Source organism: Microvirga lotononidis (assembly GCF_034627025.1).
GTDB classification, from domain to species: domain Bacteria; phylum Pseudomonadota; class Alphaproteobacteria; order Rhizobiales; family Beijerinckiaceae; genus Microvirga; species Microvirga lotononidis.
Window position 1 is genome coordinate 2,659,309 of sequence record NZ_CP141048.1, and the last position, 20,579, is coordinate 2,679,887.

General features: G+C 64.6%; 19 protein-coding genes. 12 read left to right on the top strand and 7 right to left on the bottom strand.

The window, feature by feature from the left end; all coding sequences use genetic code 11:
- Nucleotides 1-55 precede the first annotated feature (55 nt).
- Both U0023_RS12520 and U0023_RS12525 read right to left on the bottom strand, forming a co-directional pair.
- Entirely contained in the window at nt 56-3,565 is a 3,510-nt protein-coding gene (locus U0023_RS12520; RefSeq protein ID WP_009491374.1) for a PAS domain-containing hybrid sensor histidine kinase/response regulator, read from the bottom strand.
- Between the two features lie 72 nt (nt 3,566-3,637).
- Nucleotides 3,638-4,552 carry a LysR family transcriptional regulator gene (locus U0023_RS12525; RefSeq protein WP_009491372.1) on the bottom strand — a complete coding sequence of 305 codons (915 nt, stop codon included), beginning with the start codon at nt 4,550-4,552 and terminating at the stop codon, nt 3,638-3,640.
- 101 nt (nt 4,553-4,653) lie between these two features.
- On the opposite strand from U0023_RS12525, the gene U0023_RS12530 reads away from it, so the two are divergent.
- From U0023_RS12530 to U0023_RS12545, 4 genes are all read left to right on the top strand, one after another.
- Nucleotides 4,654-5,088, top strand: a complete 435-nt coding sequence (locus U0023_RS12530) for a DoxX family protein (RefSeq protein WP_009491370.1) — start codon at nt 4,654-4,656, stop codon at nt 5,086-5,088.
- Between the two features lie 9 nt (nt 5,089-5,097).
- Nucleotides 5,098-5,625 (top strand): VOC family protein, encoded by a 528-nt coding sequence (locus U0023_RS12535; RefSeq protein WP_009491367.1) that lies wholly within the window; start codon nt 5,098-5,100, stop codon nt 5,623-5,625.
- 54 nt (nt 5,626-5,679) lie between these two features.
- Nucleotides 5,680-6,114, top strand: a complete 435-nt coding sequence (mscL, locus tag U0023_RS12540; protein ID WP_009491364.1) for a large conductance mechanosensitive channel protein MscL — start codon at nt 5,680-5,682, stop codon at nt 6,112-6,114.
- A 115-nt stretch (nt 6,115-6,229) separates the two neighbouring features.
- Nucleotides 6,230-7,432 carry a pyridoxal phosphate-dependent aminotransferase gene (locus U0023_RS12545; RefSeq protein WP_009491362.1) on the top strand — a complete coding sequence of 401 codons (1,203 nt, stop codon included), beginning with the start codon at nt 6,230-6,232 and terminating at the stop codon, nt 7,430-7,432.
- Between the two features lie 117 nt (nt 7,433-7,549).
- Here the strand turns inward: U0023_RS12545 and U0023_RS12550 are convergent, their stop codons facing one another.
- The gene (locus U0023_RS12550) at nt 7,550-8,014 is read right to left on the bottom strand and encodes an RbsD/FucU family protein (protein WP_009491360.1); all 465 of its coding nucleotides are present in this window, start codon (nt 8,012-8,014) and stop codon (nt 7,550-7,552) included.
- Between the two features lie 159 nt (nt 8,015-8,173).
- Here U0023_RS12550 and U0023_RS12555 point away from each other — a divergent pair, with 159 nt between their 5' ends.
- The gene (locus U0023_RS12555; RefSeq protein ID WP_009491358.1) at nt 8,174-9,223 is read left to right on the top strand and encodes an AbrB family transcriptional regulator; all 1,050 of its coding nucleotides are present in this window, start codon (nt 8,174-8,176) and stop codon (nt 9,221-9,223) included.
- A 3-nt stretch (nt 9,224-9,226) separates the two neighbouring features.
- Here U0023_RS12555 and U0023_RS12560 read toward each other — a convergent pair whose 3' ends face one another.
- Nucleotides 9,227-10,099: a MurR/RpiR family transcriptional regulator gene (locus U0023_RS12560; RefSeq protein ID WP_009491355.1), complete on the bottom strand. Its 873-nt coding sequence runs from the start codon at nt 10,097-10,099 to the stop codon at nt 9,227-9,229.
- Between the two features lie 157 nt (nt 10,100-10,256).
- Here U0023_RS12560 and U0023_RS12565 point away from each other — a divergent pair, with 157 nt between their 5' ends.
- From U0023_RS12565 to U0023_RS12585, 5 genes are all read left to right on the top strand, one after another.
- Nucleotides 10,257-11,027, top strand: coding sequence for an N-formylglutamate amidohydrolase (locus U0023_RS12565; RefSeq protein WP_040638459.1), 771 nt, complete (start codon nt 10,257-10,259; stop codon nt 11,025-11,027).
- Nucleotides 11,028-11,090: 63 nt separating this feature from the next.
- Nucleotides 11,091-12,626: an amino acid permease gene (locus U0023_RS12570; RefSeq protein WP_009491351.1), complete on the top strand. Its 1,536-nt coding sequence runs from the start codon at nt 11,091-11,093 to the stop codon at nt 12,624-12,626.
- Between the two features lie 171 nt (nt 12,627-12,797).
- Nucleotides 12,798-14,168: a glutamine synthetase family protein gene (locus U0023_RS12575; protein ID WP_009491349.1), complete on the top strand. Its 1,371-nt coding sequence runs from the start codon at nt 12,798-12,800 to the stop codon at nt 14,166-14,168.
- 71 nt (nt 14,169-14,239) lie between these two features.
- On the top strand, nt 14,240-15,631 hold the full coding sequence (locus U0023_RS12580) for an aldehyde dehydrogenase family protein (RefSeq protein ID WP_009491347.1): 1,392 nt from the start codon (nt 14,240-14,242) through the stop codon (nt 15,629-15,631).
- A gap of 11 nt (nt 15,632-15,642) precedes the next feature.
- Nucleotides 15,643-16,806, top strand: a complete 1,164-nt coding sequence (locus U0023_RS12585) for an iron-containing alcohol dehydrogenase (RefSeq protein ID WP_009491345.1) — start codon at nt 15,643-15,645, stop codon at nt 16,804-16,806.
- 73 nt (nt 16,807-16,879) lie between these two features.
- On the opposite strand, the gene U0023_RS12590 is transcribed toward U0023_RS12585, so the two are convergent.
- Nucleotides 16,880-17,476, bottom strand: a complete 597-nt coding sequence (locus U0023_RS12590; RefSeq protein ID WP_009491343.1) for an NADPH-dependent FMN reductase — start codon at nt 17,474-17,476, stop codon at nt 16,880-16,882.
- Nucleotides 17,477-17,579: 103 nt separating this feature from the next.
- On the opposite strand from U0023_RS12590, the gene U0023_RS12595 reads away from it, so the two are divergent.
- On the top strand, nt 17,580-17,987 hold the full coding sequence (locus U0023_RS12595; RefSeq protein ID WP_009491341.1) for a winged helix-turn-helix transcriptional regulator: 408 nt from the start codon (nt 17,580-17,582) through the stop codon (nt 17,985-17,987).
- A gap of 88 nt (nt 17,988-18,075) precedes the next feature.
- Here U0023_RS12595 and aac(3) read toward each other — a convergent pair whose 3' ends face one another.
- Nucleotides 18,076-18,891, bottom strand: a complete 816-nt coding sequence (gene aac(3), locus U0023_RS12600; RefSeq protein ID WP_009491339.1) for an aminoglycoside 3-N-acetyltransferase — start codon at nt 18,889-18,891, stop codon at nt 18,076-18,078.
- 54 nt (nt 18,892-18,945) lie between these two features.
- Nucleotides 18,946-19,611, bottom strand: coding sequence for an HAD family hydrolase (locus U0023_RS12605; RefSeq protein WP_009491337.1), 666 nt, complete (start codon nt 19,609-19,611; stop codon nt 18,946-18,948).
- A gap of 180 nt (nt 19,612-19,791) precedes the next feature.
- Between U0023_RS12605 and U0023_RS12610 the strand changes: the two genes are divergently transcribed.
- Nucleotides 19,792-20,559 (top strand): potassium channel family protein, encoded by a 768-nt coding sequence (locus U0023_RS12610; protein WP_009491335.1) that lies wholly within the window; start codon nt 19,792-19,794, stop codon nt 20,557-20,559.
- The last annotated feature ends 20 nt before the right edge of the window (nt 20,560-20,579 follow it).

The following is a 20,579-nucleotide window of genomic DNA, read 5'->3' on the forward strand; positions in this document are numbered from 1 at the left end:
GCTTCAAACGATCGAGATCACCGGCACAAGGCCGGTGACGACGTGCGTTGTCGGCTTATTCAGCCGCTGCCCGCGTTGCGCGCCACTGCGTCAACAGGGCCCGCAGGGCCGCCGGTTTCAGCGGCTTGTTGAGCACGTGGATATTCATGGCCGCGGCGGCGTCGCGCACGGCCGGCGTGCGGTCGGCGGTCACGAGAACGGCCGGCGTATCGACCTGGGTCTTCCAGCGCAGGGCCTTGATGAGCTCGAGCCCGTCCGTGTCGTCCAGGTGATAATCGGCGATGATGACCTCGGGCAGAGCCTTGTGGGTTCTCAGGGCTTGGTGCGCCGTGTCGAGATCGGATGCCGTCCAGGTATCGCAGCCCCAGCCCGAGAGCAGCAGTCGCATGCCCTCGAGGATGGCGGGCTCGTTGTCGATGACGAGGACGCGCAGGCCCGAAAGCACCGTCGCGGCCGGTTTCGGCGCCTCGGGCGCGGCCGCCGTCGCCGGAAGAGCCGCCACCACCGGCACCTCGACCCGGAACACGGAACCGGTGCCCACTTCCGAGTTCAGTGTGATCGGGTGCTTGAGCACGCGACCGATGCGCTCGACGATGGAGAGCCCGAGCCCTAGGCCCCGCGCGGCCTTCACGCCCTGGTCGAGGCGCTGGAATTCGCGGAACACGATGCGCTGCTTCGAGGCCGGAATGCCGAGGCCCGTGTCCCACACCTCCAGCACGAGATGGCCGCCGCGCCGACGCCCGCCGACGATCACGCGGCCCGATGGCGTGTACTTGATCGCGTTGGAGATCAGGTTCTGGAGCAGGCGCCGCATGAGGCGACGGTCCGAGCGGACGGTCAGGGACGAGGGCACGAAGGTGAGCTTCAGGCCCTTGTTGCGGGCGACGGGCTCGAACTCGCGCTGCAGCTGACGGAACAATTCGTCGATGCGGAAGCTAGACCATTGCGGCTTCATGGCGCCGGTGTCGAGGCGCGAGATGTCGAGGATGGCGGTCAGGATTTCCTCGACCGCGTCGAGCGAGGCGTCGATGTTCTCGGCCAGCGTCCCGTCGCCGGCTTCGCGATCCCGCTCCACGAGGGAGACCGCGTAGAGACGCGCCGCATTGAGCGGCTGGAGAATGTCGTGCGAGGCGGCGGCCAGGAAGCGCGTCTTGGAAATGTTCGCCTCATCGGCCTCGGCCTTCGCGCTTCGCAAGGCCTCGTTGAGGCGCGTCAATTCCTCGGTGCGCTCGCGGACCCGCTGCTCCAGCGTCTCGTTCGCGCGGCGGCTCGCCTCTTCCGCCAGAACGGTTTCGGTGACGTCCGTATAGGTCGTCACGTGGCCGCCGTCGGGCAGCAGGTTCGAGCGGATCTCGATGACCTTGCCGGACGGATAGAGCTTGAGGCGCACCGGCTCCACGTCGTGGCGGAAGGAGTGCAGGCGAGCTTCGACGAGTTCTTCGATCCTGCCTGGTCCATAGGATCCGCGCGAGGCGTTGTAGTGAACGATGCGCTCCATGCTGATGCCCACATGCACGAAGTTGGGCGGCATGTCGTACAGATCGATGAAGGCCTGGTTCCAGGCCAGCAGGCGCAAGTCGCTGTCGAGCACGGTGATGCCCTGCTTGGCATAGTTGAGCGCGTGCTGGAGAAGGTCGCGGCTGTGCTGGATGGCCGCGGAGGCGTCGTCGAGCAGCTTGAGCGCCGCTTCAGTCGACACGGTGCGGCGGCGCAGCAGAAGGGACAGCGCGAGGCGCGACGATGCCGTGCCGATGGCGGAAGCCAGCAGGTGTTCCGCATAGCGCAGAAGATGGACGTCGGCTTCGGCGCGGGGTTCGAGGTTCTGTCCTCGGCTATGGGTGAAGCCCTCGAAGGAACGGGTCGTGCGCTCCTCGCCGAGATAGCGCGCGACGGTGGCGCGCAGCTCGCCGACGGTGACGCTGGCACGAAACAGGCGGAAACTCGGCGTCGCGGAGGCGGCGGCTTCGCCCAGGAAGATATTGGCCTGGATCTGCTCCATCGCCGTCACCGGCCGCCAGAGCGAGAAGCCGATATAGCAGAGAATGTTCAGCGTCAGACTCCAGACGACGCCATGGGTGAGCTGCGGCAGGTCGACCCCGAACAGGGCCGTCGGCTTGAGAGCCGTGATGCCGAAGGGGCCGGTGACGACCACGTCGGACCAGAACACGCCGTCCCAGACGAGGCTGGGAAGGAGAAGCGTATAGGCCCAGGTGAGAAAGCCGACGATCAGCCCGATGCTGGCACCGAGCGCCGTGCCGCGGGACCAGATGAGCCCGCCGAGAAAGGCCGGCGCGACCTGCGCGATGGCGGCGAAGGACAGAAGGCCGATGGCCGCGAGCGCCGCTTCGCCGGAGGCCCGGTAATAGGCATAGCCGAGGAGGATGACCAGGACGATGGAGATGCGCCTCACGCCGATCACGAAATTGCCGGGATCGATCCCTGCGAAGGCGCGCCGCCGCAGGACGATCGGCATGACGAGATGGTTCGAGATCATCACCGCCACGGCGACGGAATCGACGATGACCATCGCCGTGGCTGCCGAGAAGCCGCCGAGGAAGGCGAGAACCGCGATGGTGCCCGCCTTGTCCGCGAGCGGCAGCGCAAGCAGGGTCATGTCGCGGTCGACGGTGCCTTCGGCGAACGACGCAAGTCCCGCAAGAGCGATCGGGAGCACGAAAAGGTTGATGAGCACCAGATAAAGTGGAAACAGCCACGCGGCGCGCTTCAGGTCCGCGATGTCGTGGTTCTCGACCACCGTCACATGGAACTGGCGCGGCAGGAGAAGCGCGGCACAGCTCGAGAGCAGGATGAGCGTGACGTAACTGCCGAACCCCGAGGTCCGGCTCATCAGGTCCGCGGTGGTGCCCTGTTCGTGGAGGCGCTGCACGATGGCGTCGTAGCCGTCGAACACCACGAAGGTGATGTAGCCGCCGACCACCAGGAAGGCGACGAGCTTCACCACCGATTCCAGGGAGATCGCCAGCAGGAGGCCGTTCTGGTGCTCGGTCGCGTCGGTGTGGCGGGTGCCGAAGGCGACGGCGAAGCCCGCCAGCACGAGAGCAACCACGAGAGCGAGGTCGCCGATGAAGGGAGGCTTCATCAGGAAGGTCTCGTTGGCGGCCGTCAGGAATACGTCGAGCGAGGACGAGACGGCTTTCAGCTGCAGGGCGATGTAGGGAATGGAGCCGACAAGCGCGATCAGGCTGACGAGGGCCGCAACCCGCTCGCTCTTGCCGTAACGGGCCGCGACGAAATCGGCGATGGAGGAGATGTTCTGCGTCTTCGCCACCCGCACGATCCGGGCGACCAGCGGATAGGCCAGTCCGATCACCAGGATCGGGCCGATATAGATCGCCAGGAAGTCGAAGCCGGAATGGCTCGCCAAGCCCACCGATCCGAAGAAGGTCCAGGACGTGCAATAGACCGCGAGGGCAAGGGCCGCGATGGTGGAACGGGCAGGACCCTGTATGAAGCGCCGCCCGCCATTGTCGCCCCAATGGGCCACGGTGAACAGGAAGCAGAGATAGACCAGCGCGGACAGTATGACGGCCCAGGTGGCGACCATAGGCTCAACCCTCGAAAGCAAACACGAAACAGCTTTAGCGACTTACGAATGTGAACGCCACCACGGCAGGCGTCACAGGTCGCGGTCCCATTCAGGCTCCGGCCCGAAACGTTCGGCCAGGAACGCCACGAAGGCGCGGACCTTGGCCGGAGCCTGCCGGGCCGAGGGCAGGACGGCATGGATGGCGGGTTCGTAGGTCGGATAGGCGGTCAGGACCGGAACGAGACTGCCGTCGCGCAGGCTGTCGCCGACGATGAAGGTGGGCTGATAGATCAGGCCCTGTCCGGCAACGGCCGCCGCCAGGAGGGCATCGCCGTTATTGGCCCGCAGGTTGCCCTGGATCGACACCACGATGTCGCCGTCGAGGCCGAAGGCCCAGCGGCTCGCCCCGATGGCGCTCGGCAGGGTATAGCCAAGGCAGTTGTGCCGGGCGAGATCCTCCAGGGTCTGCGGGGTTCCATGGTCCTTCAGATAGGCCGGAGCGGCGCAGACGGTGGTCCTGCAGGCGGCGAGCCGCCGCGCCACCAGGCTCGAATCCTTCAGGCGCCCGATCCGGATCGCGAGGTCCCACCCTTCCTCGATGAGATCGACATAGCGGTCCGCAAGCCCGAGGTCGAACGAGACGGCGGGATAAAGCCGGCTGAATTCCGTCAGGGCCGGAACGACCTGCCGGAAGCCGAAGGTGAGGGGAACGTTGAGCCGCAGCGTTCCCCGGGGCTCGATGCGGTCGAGGCTGGCGGAGACCTCCGCCTCCTCGATCTCGGCGAGGATCCGCTCGCAGGCGGCGAGATAGGCCCGGCCCTCTTCGGTCAGCACCAGCTTGCGGGTGGACCGGTGCAGCAGCTTGACCCCGAGCCGCTCCTCGAGAGCCGCGACGTGCTTCGTCACCATGGTCTGCGACAGGTGGAGCGCCCGTGCCGCCGCCGAGAAGCTGCCGAGCGTCGCGACGCGAACGAAAACCTGCATGCCCGTGATGCGGTCAAGCATCCGATGATCTCACTCTCGCCGTGTGAACTGATATTCTAATCGCAGGCTTATCACATTGGCAGTTTGAAGTCATATGGAAGGATCATCCCAGGAGATCCTTCATGATCGATACCCGCACCGCTCCCTACGCCGCCCTGATCCTGCGCGTCACGCTCGGCCTCGTGTTCCTTGCCCATGCCGGATTGAAAGTGTTCGTGTTCACGCCGGCCGGCGCGGCCCAGTTCTTCGGCAGCCTCGGCCTGCCCCCGGCCCTGGCCTACCTGACCATCGCGGCCGAGACCGCCGGCGGCATCGCCCTCATCCTGGGCCTCTACACCCGCTGGGTCTCCCTGGCCCTGATCCCGATCCTGCTCGGCGCCATCGCGTTCGTCCACGGCCCTGCGGGCTTCTTCTTCAACAATCCGAATGGCGGCTGGGAATATCTGGCGTTCTGGATCGCGGCACTCTTGGCGCAGGCTCTCCTGGGCGACGGCGCTCTTGCGGTGCGGGCCGGATCGGCCAAGACTGCTCCCACTTTCTCCACGCGCTCAGCCTGAGGCAAAGCCATGGTCAAGCCCCTTCACCAGGATGCCACCGGAGTACCGGTGGCCCGTCCCATCGATCCCGGCGTCAGGATCGGCCATGTCCACCTGAAGGTGGCCGATCTCGATCGTGCGCTCGCCTTCTATTGCGGGGTGCTCGGTTTCGAGCTGATCCAGCGCTACGGGACCCAGGCCGCCTTCGTCTCGGCGGGCGGCTACCACCACCACATCGGCCTGAACACCTGGGAGAGCAAGGGTGGCTCCCCGCCGCCTCCCGGCACGACAGGGCTCTACCATGTGGCGATCCTCTATCCGACACGGGCGGCCCTCGCGGATGCGCTCTACCGTCTGGCCGAGGCCGGCATTCCGCTGCAGGGCGCGAGCGATCACGGGGTCAGCGAAGCGCTTTATCTGAGCGATCCGGACGGCAACGGCATCGAGCTCTATGTCGACCGGCCGGAGGACCAGTGGCCCAAGACCGCGAACGGCGAGCTTGCCATGGTCACGCAACGCCTCGACCTGCAGGACCTGCTGGCGGCCCGCGAAGCTTGACGAAATTCCCAGATCGGGCAGCTTTAGCTTAGGGGTAAAGCAAAGGGGTCCGTCATGTGGAATGAGTTCAAGCAGTTCGCCCTGCGCGGCAATGTGATCGATCTCGCCATCGGCATCATCATCGGTGCCGCCTTCGGCAGGATCGTCGATTCCCTCGTCGGGGACATCTTCATGCCCATCATCGGGGCCGTCACCGGCGGCCTCGATTTTTCGAACTACTTCACGGCCCTGTCGGGCAACGTCACGGCCGGGTCCCTCGACGAGGCGAAGAAGCAGGGTGCGGTGCTCGGCTGGGGGCACTTCATCACGGTCGCCATCAACTTCGCCATCATCGCCTGGATCCTCTTCCTTCTGGTCAAGGGTATGAACCGCCTGCGCCGCACGGAGGATGCGAAGACCGGGACCGCCGAAAAGCCCCCGGAAATCCCGGCCGACGTGAAGCTGCTGACGGAAATCCGCGATCTCCTGAAGACGGGCCGGACGACCTGACATCCATCACGGGTTTCGATCGGATCCTTCGTCTTTTGTCATGAGCCCTATTCCGGACTTGCCTTGAACCGGCGAACAGGCCATCCCTGTTCGCCTCTTTTCGAGGAAGTTCTCCATGAATATGCCCGTGCCGGTTCCGTCCGCTCTCAACCTGCGTCCCGAGGCGGAGCAGGCGCCGACCAGCGGCATCGTCGACGTGTTCAGCTACGGGCGGCTGAAGCCGGGAATCATCCCGCTCTGGGTCGGGGAGGGCGATCTGCCGACCCCGTCCTTCATCTGCGAGGCCGCGGCCCAGTCGCTGGCGAAGGGCGAGACCTTCTACACCTATCAGCGCGGCATTCCGGAACTCCGTCAGGCCATCGCCGGCTATCATGAGCGGGTCTATGGCAAGGCGTTCGATCCGGAGCGCTTCTTCGTGACCTCCGGCGGTATGCCCGCGATGCAGATCGCCTTCCGCATGCTGGGCGGCAACGGCGACGAGGTCCTGGTCCCGACGCCGGCCTGGCCGAACTTCGCCGGCGCGATCACCATCGCGGGCGCGCGCCCCGTCGGCGTGCCGATGACGATCGATGCCGAGGGCTGGCATCTCGATTTCGAGCGGCTCGAGAAGGCGATCACGCCGCGCACCCGCGTGCTCGTCATCAACTCGCCGTCCAATCCCACCGGCTGGGTCGCGACCCATGCGGACCTGCGCACCGCGCTCGATCTCGCCCGGCGGCACGGCCTGTGGATCGTGGCCGACGAGATCTACGGACGCTTCGTCCATGATCCTGCCCTCACGATCGACGGACGCACGCCCTCCTTCCGCGATGTGATGGAGCCGGAGGACAAGGTCATCTTCGTCCAGACCTTCTCGAAGAATTGGGCGATGACCGGCTGGCGCCTCGGCTGGCTGGAGGCACCGTCCTCCCTCGGGCAGGTGATCGAGAACCTCGTGCAGTATCAGACCTCCGGCACGCCGGTCTTCATCCAGCGCGCGGGCGTGGCGGCCATCGAGCAGGGCGAGGACTTCCTGGCCGACCAGATCGCCAAGGCCCGTCACGGCCGCGAGGTGGTCGGACGCCTCGCGGAAACCGGGCTCGTGGAACTGCCGCCGCCGAGCGGCGCCTTCTACGCGTTCCTGAAGATCAAGGGCGCGACGGACTCGAAGGACATCGCCTTCCGGCTCATCGACGAGGCCAATGTCGGCCTCGCGCCGGGCTCCGCCTTCGGCGAGGCCGGCGAAGGCTATCTGCGTCTGTGCTACCTGCGCAAGCCCGAGGATGTGGAGGAGGCGGTCCGCCGCATCAGCGAAGCCCTGCCGAGGCTGGTGGCCTGAAGAGAGGATGCCGTCTAGAGCATCGGACGTGAAATCGAACGCATGTCCAATGCTCTCAGGTTTTGTCGTGTTGCATCTTTCCACGCAAAACAGGTTCCCGCTTTTGCTCTCGATGCTCTAGGGAGGCGGGATCACGCCTTTCTTGAGGATGAAGCAGCCGTAAAAGCGGCGCTCGCCTGTGGCCACGACGGCATAGGCATTCTTGGCGCGCTCGTAGAATGCGAAACGTTCGACGGACCCCATTGGCCAGCTGTCGCGCCTGGCGTCGCGGCGCGCGACCGCGTCGATTTCGGCCTGAGCTTCCTGCTGAATGGCCGGGAGCTCGCCGGGATCGCCGACGACCTCCATGCGCTCCGCGGGATACTCGACGAAGCTGTCGAGGGGCATCAGCGAGAGGACGGCGCGGATGGCTCGCGGCGACCCGATATTGTCCATGCGGATCACCCGGCCATAGGCGGTCTGGCGCGCGATGGAATCGGCGGGGAAATTGGCATCGCAGATCACGAGATCGTCGCCGTGCCCCATGGCCTGGAGCACATAGAGTAGATCCGCATTGAGAGCCGGGTCGATTCCGTGCAGCACCGTTTCCTCCTTGATCCTGCCTGTATGCGCATGATCTCAGCAGGCTTTCGCGATCTTCGCAACGGTGCGCCTCGGCGCGGGCAGACCTTGGCCGCATGGCATCTGCGCATCCTGGGCATTTGACCTTAAAAGCAAGGACGTTCATTCAGCGAAGCTGTGATGCGTCTCATCCTTGCCCATCTCATACAGATCCTGGTTGCCGGCCTCGGCGGATTCGTCTTCTACTGGCTCGGCGTTCCGGCCGCATGGCTGTCCGGCTCCGCCATCGCGGCAACGCTCTGGGGGCTGACCGGCTTGGCCGTGCCCCTGCCGAAGGCGCTCGCCGATGCCGCCATGCTGACCTCGGGCGCCGCGATGGGCGCGGCGGTGACGCCCGCCGCCATCGAGGCGATGGGACGTTACCCGGGCAGTCTCCTCCTGCTGGTTCTCGGCATCGTGGCGATTTCCGCCACATCGAGCGCGTGGCTGGTGCGCATGTCGGGCTGGCGCAAGGCCGATGCGGTGCTCGCCTCCGTCCCCGGCGCGCTGTCCACCGTCCTGGCCGTCGCGGCCGACCGGAAGGCCGAGGTGGCCGCCATCGCCATCGTGCAGAATTTCCGGCTCTTCGTGCTGATCGCGCTGCTGCCGAGCCTCGTCGTCATGACCGGAGGAGGAGGCAACACGGGTGCGCTGGTCGGCGCGGGACTTCCCGTCGAGAGCCCGGGCGGCATGGCCTTCATCCTGCTCGGCGGACTTGCATTGGGGACGGTGTTCAAGCGGTTGAAGGTCGCCGCTCCGATCCTGCTCGGCGCGACCGTGGTCAGCTCCGTGAGCCATGGCACCGAATTCGTCACCGGCGTGATTCCCCCGGCCATCGCCACGGGCGGCCTCGTGCTGATCGGACTCTTCATCGCCGACCGGTTCCGCAACCTCCAGCGCTCGACCCTCAGGAGGGCGCTCGTGTCCGCGCTTGGCTCCTTCACGGTCGGGATGGTGGTGGCCGCCCTCTTCGCGAGCGTGGCCGCCTGGCTTGCCGGGGTCAGCTTCGCCAACGGTCTCGTGGCCTTCGCGCCGGGCGGATTGGAGGCCATGACCGTGCTGGCTCTGATCCTCGGCCTCGACCCGCTCTATGTGGGCATCCACCACCTCGTCCGTTTCCTGGGGATCGGACTGGTGCTGCCGTTCCTCATCGGCTGGCTGCAGAGAGCCCGGCCAGAGGCTGCGGAATAGGCCTTACGGCTTCCCGCCCCGCAGCCGTTCCACGGCCTCCATGCGCGGCTTGGCGGTGTCCCACAGGTGCTTGGTGACCGCCGATATGAGCGCCTCGGTCAGGAGAAGAAGGCCGGCCGAGGAATCCCAGTTCGACGGCGCCACGATATGGGCCGGCAGGACATGGCGGGCGATGCGGGCGATGGGGGAGAGCCAGGGATCCGTCAGGAGAACGACGGTCGCGCCTTGTTTCGCGGCCGTCTCGCAGAAGGCTGTCACATCCTCCTGGTAGCGTCGGATGTCGAAGACGACGATCACGTCCTTCCGCCCGATCTCGATCACCCGGTCGCGCCAGACGACGGGCTGCCCTTCGATGAAATCCACATGGCTGCGCACGATCCGGAAATGGCTCTCGGCATAGCGCGCGAGCGCCCCTGTGAACCGGCCGCCCGTGAAATGGATCCGCCGGCGCGGGTCGCTGAGAAGGGCGACGACCGCATCGAATTCGGTCGGGGCGATGTTCTCCACCGTCGCCCGCAGGTTCCCGATCACCGCTTCGGCGAAGGAAGCCAGCGCAGGGGCGCCCTGGCCCTTGTCCGAAGGGCTCGCCTTGGCCAGGGGCGAGAGTAGTTGGGCTTCCAATTCCTCGCGCAGGTGTTTCTGGAAATCCGGAAAGCCGCTGAAGCCCAGGCGGCTTACGAAACGTAAGGCTGACGGAGCGGATATTCCGGCCCTGGAAGCGAACTCGGCTACCGTATCGAGGCCCGCAAAGGGATAATGGCTGAGCAGCAGATGCGCGGCCTTTTTCTCGCTGGGCGTGAAGCCGTCCATGTCGAGGCGGATGCGTTCGGCTAGGCTCGGCGGATCCACCGGCGGAATGGCGTTGTCACTTTTCATGTTGGAATGTTTCGTCTCCCCACCTTGACGGTTATTAAAAGCTGTATCAAAAATTTCATACAACAAAAATCGTCCAGAAACGTACCAAGCGTTCAAACGAGGGTTGAAAATCTGCATCCCGCAGGGAACGGAGGGTCGCATGGCACATGCGAGTCGGGTGGCATTCGGTCAGGAATCTGCCGCGCAGGCGGTGGCCCCGGTTGCCAGAATCGAGAACCCGGAAGGGGGCTCGCCGATTCTGCTCATCTGCGAACATGCCTCCAATCATCTGCCGGCCCGGTATGGCACCCTGGGGCTCGGGCCTGCCGAACTGGAAAGTCATATCGCCTGGGATCCTGGAGCGCTCGGCGTGGCGAAGGAGCTCGCGCATCTCCTCGACGCCCCGCTGATCCATGCCGCCGTTTCGCGCCTGGTTCTCGACCTCAACCGCGAGCCGTCCGCCCCGGACTCGATCTGCACGATCAGCGAACGTACGCCGATCCCGGGCAATCTCGACCTCGACGAGGCGGAGCGGACGTTCCGTGTCCGCGAGGTCTACGATGCGTTTCACGACGCGATCGACGTCTTCGCCGATGCCCGAAAGGCCGCAGGGCAACTGGCGGCTATCGTCTCCATCCACTCCTTCACGCCGGTCTACCGGGATGTTTCGCGTCCGTGGCAGATCGGCCTGATCTTCGACCGCGACGAGCGCTATGCGCGCAGCGTCGAGGCCGGATTGAAGCGGGATCCGGCGCTCGCCGTCGGCATGAACGAACCCTATTCACCGGCGGACCGGGTGTTCCACACCCTCGAGCGCCACGCCGAGAGGCGCGGCCTTCCTCCGCTGATGATCGAAATCCGCAACGACCTGATTCGCACACAAGACGAACAGGCGTTGTGGGCTCGCCGTCTCGCGCCGCTTTTGAGGGAGGGGGCACGGACGCTCTGATGACGGGCATGGCGCATGACGTGCCGTGACCCGAAAGGCAGAACTTCTTGGAGGATCAACTCAATGTCAGTCGGACAAGGAAGTACAGGAGTGCACGCCCCGCCGGCCGGAGCACAAAGCGCGGCCGGAATTACCTATACGACGGTGGATGAAAGCTATTTCGAGGCGCGGCGCCTGAAGCGCCACGCCCGCGTCTGGTCGCTCTGGGCGCTCGGCGTGGGAGCGGTCATCTCGGGCCATTATTCCGGATGGAACCTGGGCCTCACCAACGGCTTCGGCGCGATGTTCTTCGCGACCATCATCATCGCCGTCATGTATCTGGGCCTCACCTTCTCGCTCGCGGAGATGTCGCCCGCTCTGCCGCATACGGGTGGCGCCTATTCGTTCGCGCGCACCTCCATGGGGCCATGGGCTGGCTACATCACGGGCATCGCGGAGAACATCGAGTTCGTGCTCACACCGGCCGTGATCGTGTTCTTCATCAGCTCGTACCTGTCGGCGATCTTCGAGACCGCGCCGGCCTTTCAGCCGGTCTATTGGGTTCTCTGCTACGCCCTGTTCGTCGGCCTCAACATCATCGGCGTCGAGCTCTCGTTCAAGGTCACCGTGGGCGTGACTCTGGCGGCACTCGCAGTGCTCGCTTTCTTCTACGTGTCGGTGCTGCTCTCCGGGCAGTTCGCGTTCTCGCGCTGGGCGCTGAACCTCGGTCCGGACGGAGCGGAGCTTCCGAACGGCAACGGCCCGTTCCTGCCCATGGGCGTGGGCAGTATCCTCGCGTCGTTGCCCTTCGCGGTCTGGCTGTTTCTCGCCATCGAGCAGCTTCCGCTCGCTGCCGAGGAATCGCACGATCCGCAGAACGACATGCCCAAGGGCATCATCGCCGGCATCCTGACCTTGATCGCCTCAGCTTTCCTCGTGCTCTTCCTGAACACGGGCATTGCGCCGGGTGCCGCGGGTTTGGGCAAGTCCGGCGAGCCGCTGCTCGATGGCTTCCGCACCCTGTTCGGCACGGACATCGCCAAGATTCTGGCGGCCGTTGCCGTGATCGGGCTGATCGCGTCGTTCCACACCATCATCTTCGCCTTCGGGCGGCAGATCTATTCTCTCTCGCGGGCGGGATACTTCCCGAGCTTCCTGTCGGTCACGCACGGGCAGCGTAAGACCCCCCACGTGGCCCTGATCGCGGGCGCCGCACTCGGCCTGCTGGTGATGCTGATCATCTGGTTCGCCCAAGGTGCCGAGGCGGGCGCGACCGTCATCGGCGGCACACTGCTCAACATGGCGGTCGCCGGCGCGATGCTGGCCTACTTCATGCAGGGCATGTCCTACATCGTCCTGAAGCGGAAGTTTCCGGGCCTGCATCGACCCTACAAGAGCCCCTTCGGCATCGCCGGGGCAGTGACCTGCATGGTCATCGCGGCGGTGACGCTCTACTTCCAGCTCACCGACTCGGTCTTCCAGACGGCCGTCATCGGTGTCGCCATCTATTATGCGGTCATGATGGCCTACTTCCTGATCATCGGACGCCACAAGCTCATCCTCTCTCCGGAGGAAGAGTTCGCTCTCACCAAGGGCCAGGCGGAATACAAGACGCACTAGCGCATCGTGCGGAAAAGTGGACCCGGTTTTCCGCAAGAACGATGCGCCGCTTAAGGGATTGAGCACCGGATCAATCCCAAAAGTGCAAGTCCGCTTTTGGGTCCGATGCTCGAACGATCCCAGGGGAGCGCGGCCGCCGCGCTCCCTCCCTTTCCGCTGAAGGTATTTCGTATGGACGCTCCCAAGATCAAGAATGCCGCCGAGGCCGCCGAGTATGTGCGCAGCCGCGATCTCCCCTTCGTGAAGGTCGGCGTCGTCGACGTGGACGGCATCATGCGCGGCAAGTACATGGCCCGCGACAAGTTCGAATCCGCTCTCGATAAGGGCTTCGGCTTCTGCGACGTGGTTCTGGGTTGGGATTCCAACGATCAGCTCTACGACAACACGAAGCTTACCGGCTGGCATACGGCCTATCCGGATGCATCCGTGCGGATCCTGCCCGAAACGATGCGACTCATCCCCTTCGAGAACGACCTGCCGTTCTTCCTCGCCGAGTTCGACGGCTATGCGGAGGCTGCCTGTCCGCGCGGCGTGCTGCGCCGCGTGCTGAAGAAGGCGGAGGATATGGGCTTTGCCGTATCGGCCGCCGCCGAGTTCGAGTTCTTCCTGTTCGAGGAAACGCCGCATTCCGTGCGCGAGAAGAACTATCGCGATTTGAAGAACATCACGCCGGGCTTCTTCGGCTATTCGGTGCTGCGCTCAGGCGTTCACGCGGATTTCTATCACGAGCTTCTCGATCTCGCGAACAGGATGGATTTCGAGATCGAAGGGCTGCATACCGAAACCGGGCCCGGTGTTCTGGAAGCCGCGATCCGCGTCGACGACGCGTTGAAGGCAGCCGACAAGGCCGCCCTGTTCAAGACCTACACCAAGATCCTCGCACAGCGACGCGGCTGGATGGCCACCTTCATGGCGAAATGGTCGCGCGATTGGCCCGGCCAGTCCGGCCATCTGCACGCCTCCCTGCGCGATCTTCGCACCGGCAAGGGCGTCTTCTACGATGCGAACGGCAAGCATTCGATGTCGGAGACCATGCGCTGGTTCGTCGGCGGCCAGCAGAAGCTGATGCCCGAGATCCTCGCCATGGTGGCCTGCACGGTGAACAGCTATACCCGGCTCATCCCCGGCTTCTGGGCTCCGACCGACTCGGCCTGGGGCGTGGAGAACCGCACGACGGCCCTGCGCGTCATTCCCGGCTCCGAAAAGTCGCAGCGCGTGGAATACCGGGTCGCCGCCGCCGACATCAACCCGTACATCGCTCTCGCGGCTGCCATCGGCTCCGGCCTGTGGGGCATCGAGAATCGGATCGACCCGGGCGAACCCATCGAGGGTAACGCCTATGCGGTGGAGCACCCGAAGGAGCGGGCCCTTCCGCGTTCCCTCGGCGAGGCCGCCGAGCGCCTGAAGGGCTCGCAGGCGGCCCGCCAGCTCTTCGGCGATACCTTCGTCGATCATTACGCGGCCACGCGCGAATGGGAGGAGAGGGAAGCCCGCAAGGCGATCACGGATTGGCAGCTCGCCCGTTACTTCGAGATCATTTAAAAGACTTATCCAGAACAAGCACAGGAGAAGACCATGGTCCTCGCGGGCTATGGTCTTTCGGACATCACATCATGGCTGATACCGATATCGTCTGCATTTCCCCCATCGACGGGCGCGAACTCGTCCGCCGCCCCATCATGTCCGAGGCCGCCATCGACGCGGCGATCGCGGTTGCCCGCGATGCGCAGAAGGCTTGGCGCAACGTGCCGCTACCTGAGCGCGCCGCCAGGGTCTCGGCCTTTCTCGATGCGCTGCTCGCCATGAACCAGGAGGTGGTGCCGGAAATCGCCCAGCAGATGGGCCGGCCGGTGCGCTATGGCGGCGAGTTCCGCGGGGTTGAGGAGCGCACGCGCCACATGATCGCGATCGCGGAGAAGAGCCTGCAACCCATTCCGGCCGATGACGAGAAGCCTGGCTTCCGGCGTATGATCAAGCGCGAGCCCGTGGGCCTCGTTCTCGTCATCGCGCCCTGGAACTATCCCTACCTGACGGCGATCAACACCATCGTGCCGGCGCTCATGGCCGGCAATGCCGTGCTGCTGAAGCATGCGTCGCAGACGGTGCTCGCGGGCGAGCGCTTCCAGATGGCGATGGACCGCGCCGGCATGCCGAAGGGACTTTTCCAGAACATGCACCTTTCCCATGACCAGACGAGCCGCATCCTCGGCGGTGGTCTCGTCGACCATTGCAACTTCACCGGGTCCGTCGGCGGTGGCCGCGCCATCGAGCGCGCGGCGGCCGGCACCTTCACGTCCCTTGGCCTCGAACTCGGCGGCAAGGATCCGGCCTATGTGCGCGCGGATGCGAATATCGACCATGCCATCGAGAACCTCGTCGACGGCGCGTTCTTCAATTCCGGACAGTGCTGCTGCGGCATCGAGCGCATCTATGTGCACGAGAAGCACTACGACCGCTTCGTCGAAGGGGCCGTCGATTTCGTCAACAAGTACGTGCTCGGCAACCCGCTGGAGGAGGCGACCACGCTTGGTCCGATGGCGCACAACCGCTTCGCCGATCTCGTGCGTCAGCAGAATGCCGAGGCCGTTGCCAAAGGCGCGAAGGCGCATATCGACGCGAAGGCGTTTTCTGCCGATGTGGGCGATACGGCCTATCTCGCGCCGCAGGTGCTTACCGACGTCGATCACTCCATGAGCGTGATGCGCGATGAGAGCTTCGGCCCGACCGTCGGCATCATGAAGGTGAAGGGTGACGAGGAGGCGATCCGCCTCATGAACGATTCGCCCTACGGTCTCTCCGCGGCTATCTGGACCTCCGATGTCGATGCCGCCGAGGCGATCGGCGAGAAGATCGAGACCGGAACCGTCTTCATGAACCGCTGCGATTACCTCGATCCCGCGCTAGCTTGGACCGGCGTGAAGGATACCGGCCGCGGCGCGAGCCTGTCGCGGCTGGCCTACGAGTCGCTGACCCGCCCGAAATCCTACCACCTCCGTCAGATCTGATTGAAAGCATCATGACCACGTCCCCTCGCTCCAACTGGAACTACCCCACAGCCGTGCGCTTCGGCGCAGGCCGCATCGCGGAACTGGCCGAGGCCTGCAAGGCGGTCGGCATATCCTCGCCGTTGATCGTCACGGACCCGTTCCTCGCCACGCAACCGATGACGAAGGCGGCGCTCGACCAGCTGACGAGCGCCGGTCTCCGGGCTGCGATCTTTTCCGAGATCAAGCCGAACCCGGTCGAGACGAATGTCTACAAGGGCCTCGAGGTGCTGCGCTCCGGCAGGCATGACGGTGTCGTCGCTTTCGGCGGCGGCTCGGCGCTCGACGCAGGCAAGGTCATCGCCTTCATGGCGGGCCAGACCCGGCCCATGTGGGATTTCGAGGATATCGGCGATTGGTGGACCCGCGCGGATCCGAAGGGCATCCTGCCGATCATCGCGGTGCCGACCACGGCCGGAACAGGCTCGGAGGTCGGACGTGCGGGCGTGATCACGCAGGAAGCGACCCATACCAAGAAGGTGATCTTCCATCCCCTCATGATGCCGAAGATCGTGATCTGCGATCCGGAGCTGACGATGGGCATGCCGCCCCACATCACGGCCGGCACGGGCCTCGACGCGCTCGCGCATTGCATCGAGGCCTATTGCGCCCCCGGCTACCATCCGATGGCGGACGGCATTGCGGTGGAGGGCATCCGCCTCGTGAAGGAATACCTGCCGCGCGCCTATCGGGACGGCCGGGACATCGAGGCGCGGGCGCAGCTGATGTCGGCGGCGGCCATGGGCGCGACCGCGTTCCAGAAGGGCCTGGGCGCGATCCATGCGCTCTCACACCCGACCGGCGCGCTCTACGACACGCATCACGGCCTCACCAATGCGGTCTTCATGCCTTATGTGCTGGTCTATAACCGCAGGGCGATCGAGGAGAGGATCGAGCGCCTCGCCGCCTATATCGGCTTGCAGCCTTCGTTCCAGGCGTTCCTCGATTGGGTGCTCCAGCTGCGCAAGGATCTCGGCGTGCCGCATACGCTGGAAGGCCTGAAGGTCGATGCCGCCCGCTTCGACGAGATGTCCGAGATGGCGCCGAACGATCCCACGGCGGGCGGAAACCCCGTTCCGATCACCAAGGAGAGCTCTCGCAAGCTCTTCGAGGATGCGCTCTCCGGGCGTCTCTGAGCGTCGCGCCATGCAAAAAAGGCACCGCTGTTCGTCACAGCGGTGCCTTTTGATTGGCCGGGACTGCTCTTGGTTAAGCTGCAGCCTTCAGCGGCGCCTTGCGCTCGGCGCGCAGGGACTTGAGGGCTTCCGTCCAGCGGAAGAGCTCGTCGATCATCGCAGCCGCCGAGGTCCGGTAGATCTCGGGCGCGTTGAGAGTGCCGTTCTCGTCCAGATTCTGGAATACCATCGGCATGGGCACGCCTTCCGGAATCGGCATCATCTTCAAGGTCGTGACGATCTGCTTCGCGACCTGTACCGACCGCAGGCCGCCCGAGATGCCGCCATAGCTGACGAAGCCGGCAGGGGCGTAGTTCCACTCGCGGGACAGGTAGTTGAGCGCGTTCACGAGAGCCGGAGGCGGAGCATAGTTGTACTCCGGCGTCACGAACACGAAGGCATCGGCGGAGCTCACGCTCGCCGCCCAAGCCTTCGTGTGGGCGTGATGATAATTCTGCTTCATCGGGTGTTCCGGCTCGTCGAAGACCGGCAGTTTGAACGACGCCAGGTCCACCAGAACCGGCTCGAACTTGCCGTGCTCCGCGGTATAATCGCTGAACCATTGGGCGACGCTCGGACCGATCCGGCCGGGACGGGTGCTGCCGATGATGATGTGAAGCTTGGGCTTCATGACATGTCCTTGGTTTGCATTCGAAGGCCGGAACGCTTAAGTTCCGTTTTGTAACCGAGGCTCATTAAGTAACTTCCCTAGCGTAATGCAAGGAGGCACTTTCATGTCACCCAGTCACATCCATGTGCCCACCGATTGCGGGACCGTGACCGAGATCCTGTCGCGCGTCGGCGACAAGTGGAGCGTTCAGGTCGTCGTCCAGCTCGGTGAAGGTCCTAAGAGATTCAACGAGTTACGAAGGATCGTCAGCGGGATATCGCAGCGGATGCTCACCCTGACCCTGCGCGGGTTGGAGCGGGACGGGCTCGTGACGCGCACCGTCTACCCGACCATTCCGCCCCGGGTGGATTACCAGCTCACAGGGCTGGGTTGCTCCCTGCTCAAGACTGTCCGGGGGCTGGGCGACTGGGCGATCGCCAATCGGGACGAGATCCTGGCCGCGCGGCGCCGCTTCGACGCCGGGACCGGTGACGATCATGGGGCCGGACAGACACAGTCCGATGCTGCCTGATCGGCCCATCCGGTGCTCCGTTCCGTCATGGAGCATCGTTCATCGCGTCATCCCCGGTTGGAGCTGACGGTGCGCAACGAGAAAAGCTCTAGAATCCGGCATTCCGCTGTAACCACGTGACGGCAAAGGCACAGACGGGAGCTGCGTCGACCAGGACCGAGGGAGCCAGACCGATGCAGCCCTGCGCACCCCGGCCTGTGGCGAGGAAGTCCTGCACGATCGTCGCGAAGTAATCGTCGGCCAAGCCTTCCGCGATAGGCTCGGAGGTGTCGAACTCCTCCACCATGCGCCATATGACGCCTTCAGGCGTGGCGAACGGCACCTCATAGCGGCGGATGCGCTTGCCCGGGATGGAAGCCAAGTGCTCGGCGTGGTGGAGAAGGGTCATGGTATCCAGCGGCGCCCCCACCATCAGGACCTTGCCGCCGGCTTCAACGAGCTTCGCCAAGGGCGAGCCCTCGCCATATCCGTAGTCGAGAGCGTGATCCGACGTCAGCCACTCGGCGCGGGCGCCGATGGCAGCCACGGAAGCTGCCGGGTTGCCGCTGCGTCTGGCACCGGGCGTGGTGCGGATGAACTCGGCCAGCACCCCGTTGTCGCGAATGGCCCGCGAGGCGGCGGGATCATAGGCCGGGATGTGGTCGCGCCATTCCGGCGGAACTCGTCCTGCTGAATCCAGCAACTCGTCATAGGCCGCGTCCCAATCCGTATAGCTCATGATCGTGCCCGTGGGGCCGACCGCATCGAGAAGGGCGCCGATCAGAGCATCCGGGCCGTTGAGCAGCCGTCCGACACGGCTCATGGCGGCATGCACCATGACCGTGTCCCCTGCGGCGACACCGAGATCGATGAGGTCCCGCTTCAGAGAGGCGCAGGTGTGAAATACAGGAGGGAGACCGGACATTCGCTCAGGGTCGCGAGACCCGGCAACGGTGTCAACCGGCAGCCCTGCGCCAGATCACGAGCCGGAGCCGGCCCTGTGTTCCAGAATCTCCCAGAGCGCCCGGTCATGGAAGGTCACGATGGCGCCGTCGGCGCCGATCTCCCGCATCTCGTCGGCGGTCAAGCCGGTCAGCACGCCGAAGGAGAAGAGGCCTGCCGCCTTGGCGGCCCTCATGCCTGACGGGGAATCCTCGAAGGCCACGGCTTCCTCGGCCTGAATGCCGAGGCGCTCCAGGGCCGTAAGATAGGGCAGCGGATCGGGCTTGCCGCGCTCGACCTGATCGATGGTGATCTTGATCTCGAAGCGGTCGGTGATGCCCAGAATGTCGAGAACATGGGTCGCGTTCAGAAGCGGCGCATTCGTCACCAGGGCTATCTTGACGCGGTGGTCGTCCGCCCAGTCGAGCAGCTCGGTCAAGCCTTCCAGCGGCTTGAGTTCCCGTGCAAGGCGGCGGAAGGCCGCCTCCTTCCGGTCGGCATAGACTTCGTGCTCTTCGACCGGCAGATGAGGCAGGAGCGACGCGAAGATGGACTCGTTCGTGTGGCCGATGATCCTGGTGCGATAGAGTTCGTCGTCGATGACGACCCCCTCGGGTCCCAGGACTTCCGCGAAGGCCTTGAGATGGACGGGGTCGCTGTGCACCAATGTGCCGTCCATATCGAAGATCAGTGCTTTGAGCATGGGAACGCCTCTTAGTGAATGTCGCATCTTGGCGTACAGGAATAGAACGTTCGGCCCCGGAAGGCACCCCGTTGGAATTGCAGCCCAGCTCTATAGATAATCGAGGACCTGTGAAACTGTATAAAGCGTGATCCCACCGATGGTTCGCATTCTTTCCCGCCGCACCGACGAGATTTTCCGATGCGGATGATCGACCGACTCCGGCTTTTCTACGAGGGGGACACGCCGGAGGCGCATCAGTTCCGCTACGGCCTCCTGGTGTTCGATGCGGCCACGATCCTCTTCATCGTTCTGTCGTCGTTCCTGCCGCGGTCCCCGGCCTTCGAGTGGATGGACGTGATTATCGGTCTGATCGTTCTGGCCGACTTCTCGGCTCGCATCGCCATCAGCCGGACACCCTGGCGGGATCTGGCTCATCCGACGACGCTGGCGGATGTTGCGGCCATCGTGTCCTTTCTCGCTCCGGTGGTCGGGGAAGGCATCGGGTTCCTGAGGATTCTGCGCACGCTTCGTCTGCTGAGAACTTATCAGCTGCTTGCCCGCCTGCGGTCCGACAGCGTCTTCTTCCGGCGCAACGAGGATCTCATCATCGCTGCCGTCAATCTCTGCGTCTTCATCTTCGTCATGACCGGCTTCGTTTATGAGACGCAGCGCTGGACGAACACGAACATCGGAAATTACATCGATGCGCTGTACTTCACCATCGCGGCGCTGACCACCACCGGCTTCGGCGACATCACGCTGACGGGAACGCTGGGACACCTGATTTCCGTCATCATCATGATCTTCGGCGTCACGCTTTTCCTGCGCCTCGTGCAGGTGCTGCTCAGGCCCGACAAGGTCCGCTTCCCATGCCCCGTCTGCGCCCTTCAGCGGCACGACCGGGATGCAGTGCACTGCAAAGCCTGCGGCACGGTCCTCAACATTCCGGATGAAGGGGCGATCTGAACGCTTCAAGTTTCGGCTTC

What these genes read in the sequence shown, in the direction of transcription:
- U0023_RS12570 (WP_009491351.1), top strand. Translation starts at nt 11,091, where the DNA reads ATGTCAGTCGGACAAGGAAGTACAGGAGTGCACGCCCCGCCGGCCGGA.
- U0023_RS12530 (WP_009491370.1), top strand. Translation starts at nt 4,654, where the DNA reads ATGATCGATACCCGCACCGCTCCCTACGCCGCCCTGATCCTGCGCGTC.
- U0023_RS12535 (WP_009491367.1), top strand. Translation starts at nt 5,098, where the DNA reads ATGGTCAAGCCCCTTCACCAGGATGCCACCGGAGTACCGGTGGCCCGT.
- U0023_RS12595 (WP_009491341.1), top strand. Translation starts at nt 17,580, where the DNA reads ATGTCACCCAGTCACATCCATGTGCCCACCGATTGCGGGACCGTGACC.
- U0023_RS12525 (WP_009491372.1), bottom strand. Translation starts at nt 4,552, where the DNA reads ATGCTTGACCGCATCACGGGCATGCAGGTTTTCGTTCGCGTCGCGACG.
- U0023_RS12590 (WP_009491343.1), bottom strand. Translation starts at nt 17,476, where the DNA reads ATGAAGCCCAAGCTTCACATCATCATCGGCAGCACCCGTCCCGGCCGG.
- U0023_RS12610 (WP_009491335.1), top strand. Translation starts at nt 19,792, where the DNA reads ATGCGGATGATCGACCGACTCCGGCTTTTCTACGAGGGGGACACGCCG.
- mscL (WP_009491364.1), top strand. Translation starts at nt 5,680, where the DNA reads ATGTGGAATGAGTTCAAGCAGTTCGCCCTGCGCGGCAATGTGATCGAT.
- U0023_RS12605 (WP_009491337.1), bottom strand. Translation starts at nt 19,611, where the DNA reads ATGCTCAAAGCACTGATCTTCGATATGGACGGCACATTGGTGCACAGC.
- U0023_RS12555 (WP_009491358.1), top strand. Translation starts at nt 8,174, where the DNA reads ATGCGTCTCATCCTTGCCCATCTCATACAGATCCTGGTTGCCGGCCTC.
- U0023_RS12545 (WP_009491362.1), top strand. Translation starts at nt 6,230, where the DNA reads ATGAATATGCCCGTGCCGGTTCCGTCCGCTCTCAACCTGCGTCCCGAG.
- U0023_RS12585 (WP_009491345.1), top strand. Translation starts at nt 15,643, where the DNA reads ATGACCACGTCCCCTCGCTCCAACTGGAACTACCCCACAGCCGTGCGC.
- U0023_RS12575 (WP_009491349.1), top strand. Translation starts at nt 12,798, where the DNA reads ATGGACGCTCCCAAGATCAAGAATGCCGCCGAGGCCGCCGAGTATGTG.
- U0023_RS12580 (WP_009491347.1), top strand. Translation starts at nt 14,240, where the DNA reads ATGGCTGATACCGATATCGTCTGCATTTCCCCCATCGACGGGCGCGAA.
- U0023_RS12560 (WP_009491355.1), bottom strand. Translation starts at nt 10,099, where the DNA reads ATGAAAAGTGACAACGCCATTCCGCCGGTGGATCCGCCGAGCCTAGCC.
- U0023_RS12520 (WP_009491374.1), bottom strand. Translation starts at nt 3,565, where the DNA reads ATGGTCGCCACCTGGGCCGTCATACTGTCCGCGCTGGTCTATCTCTGC.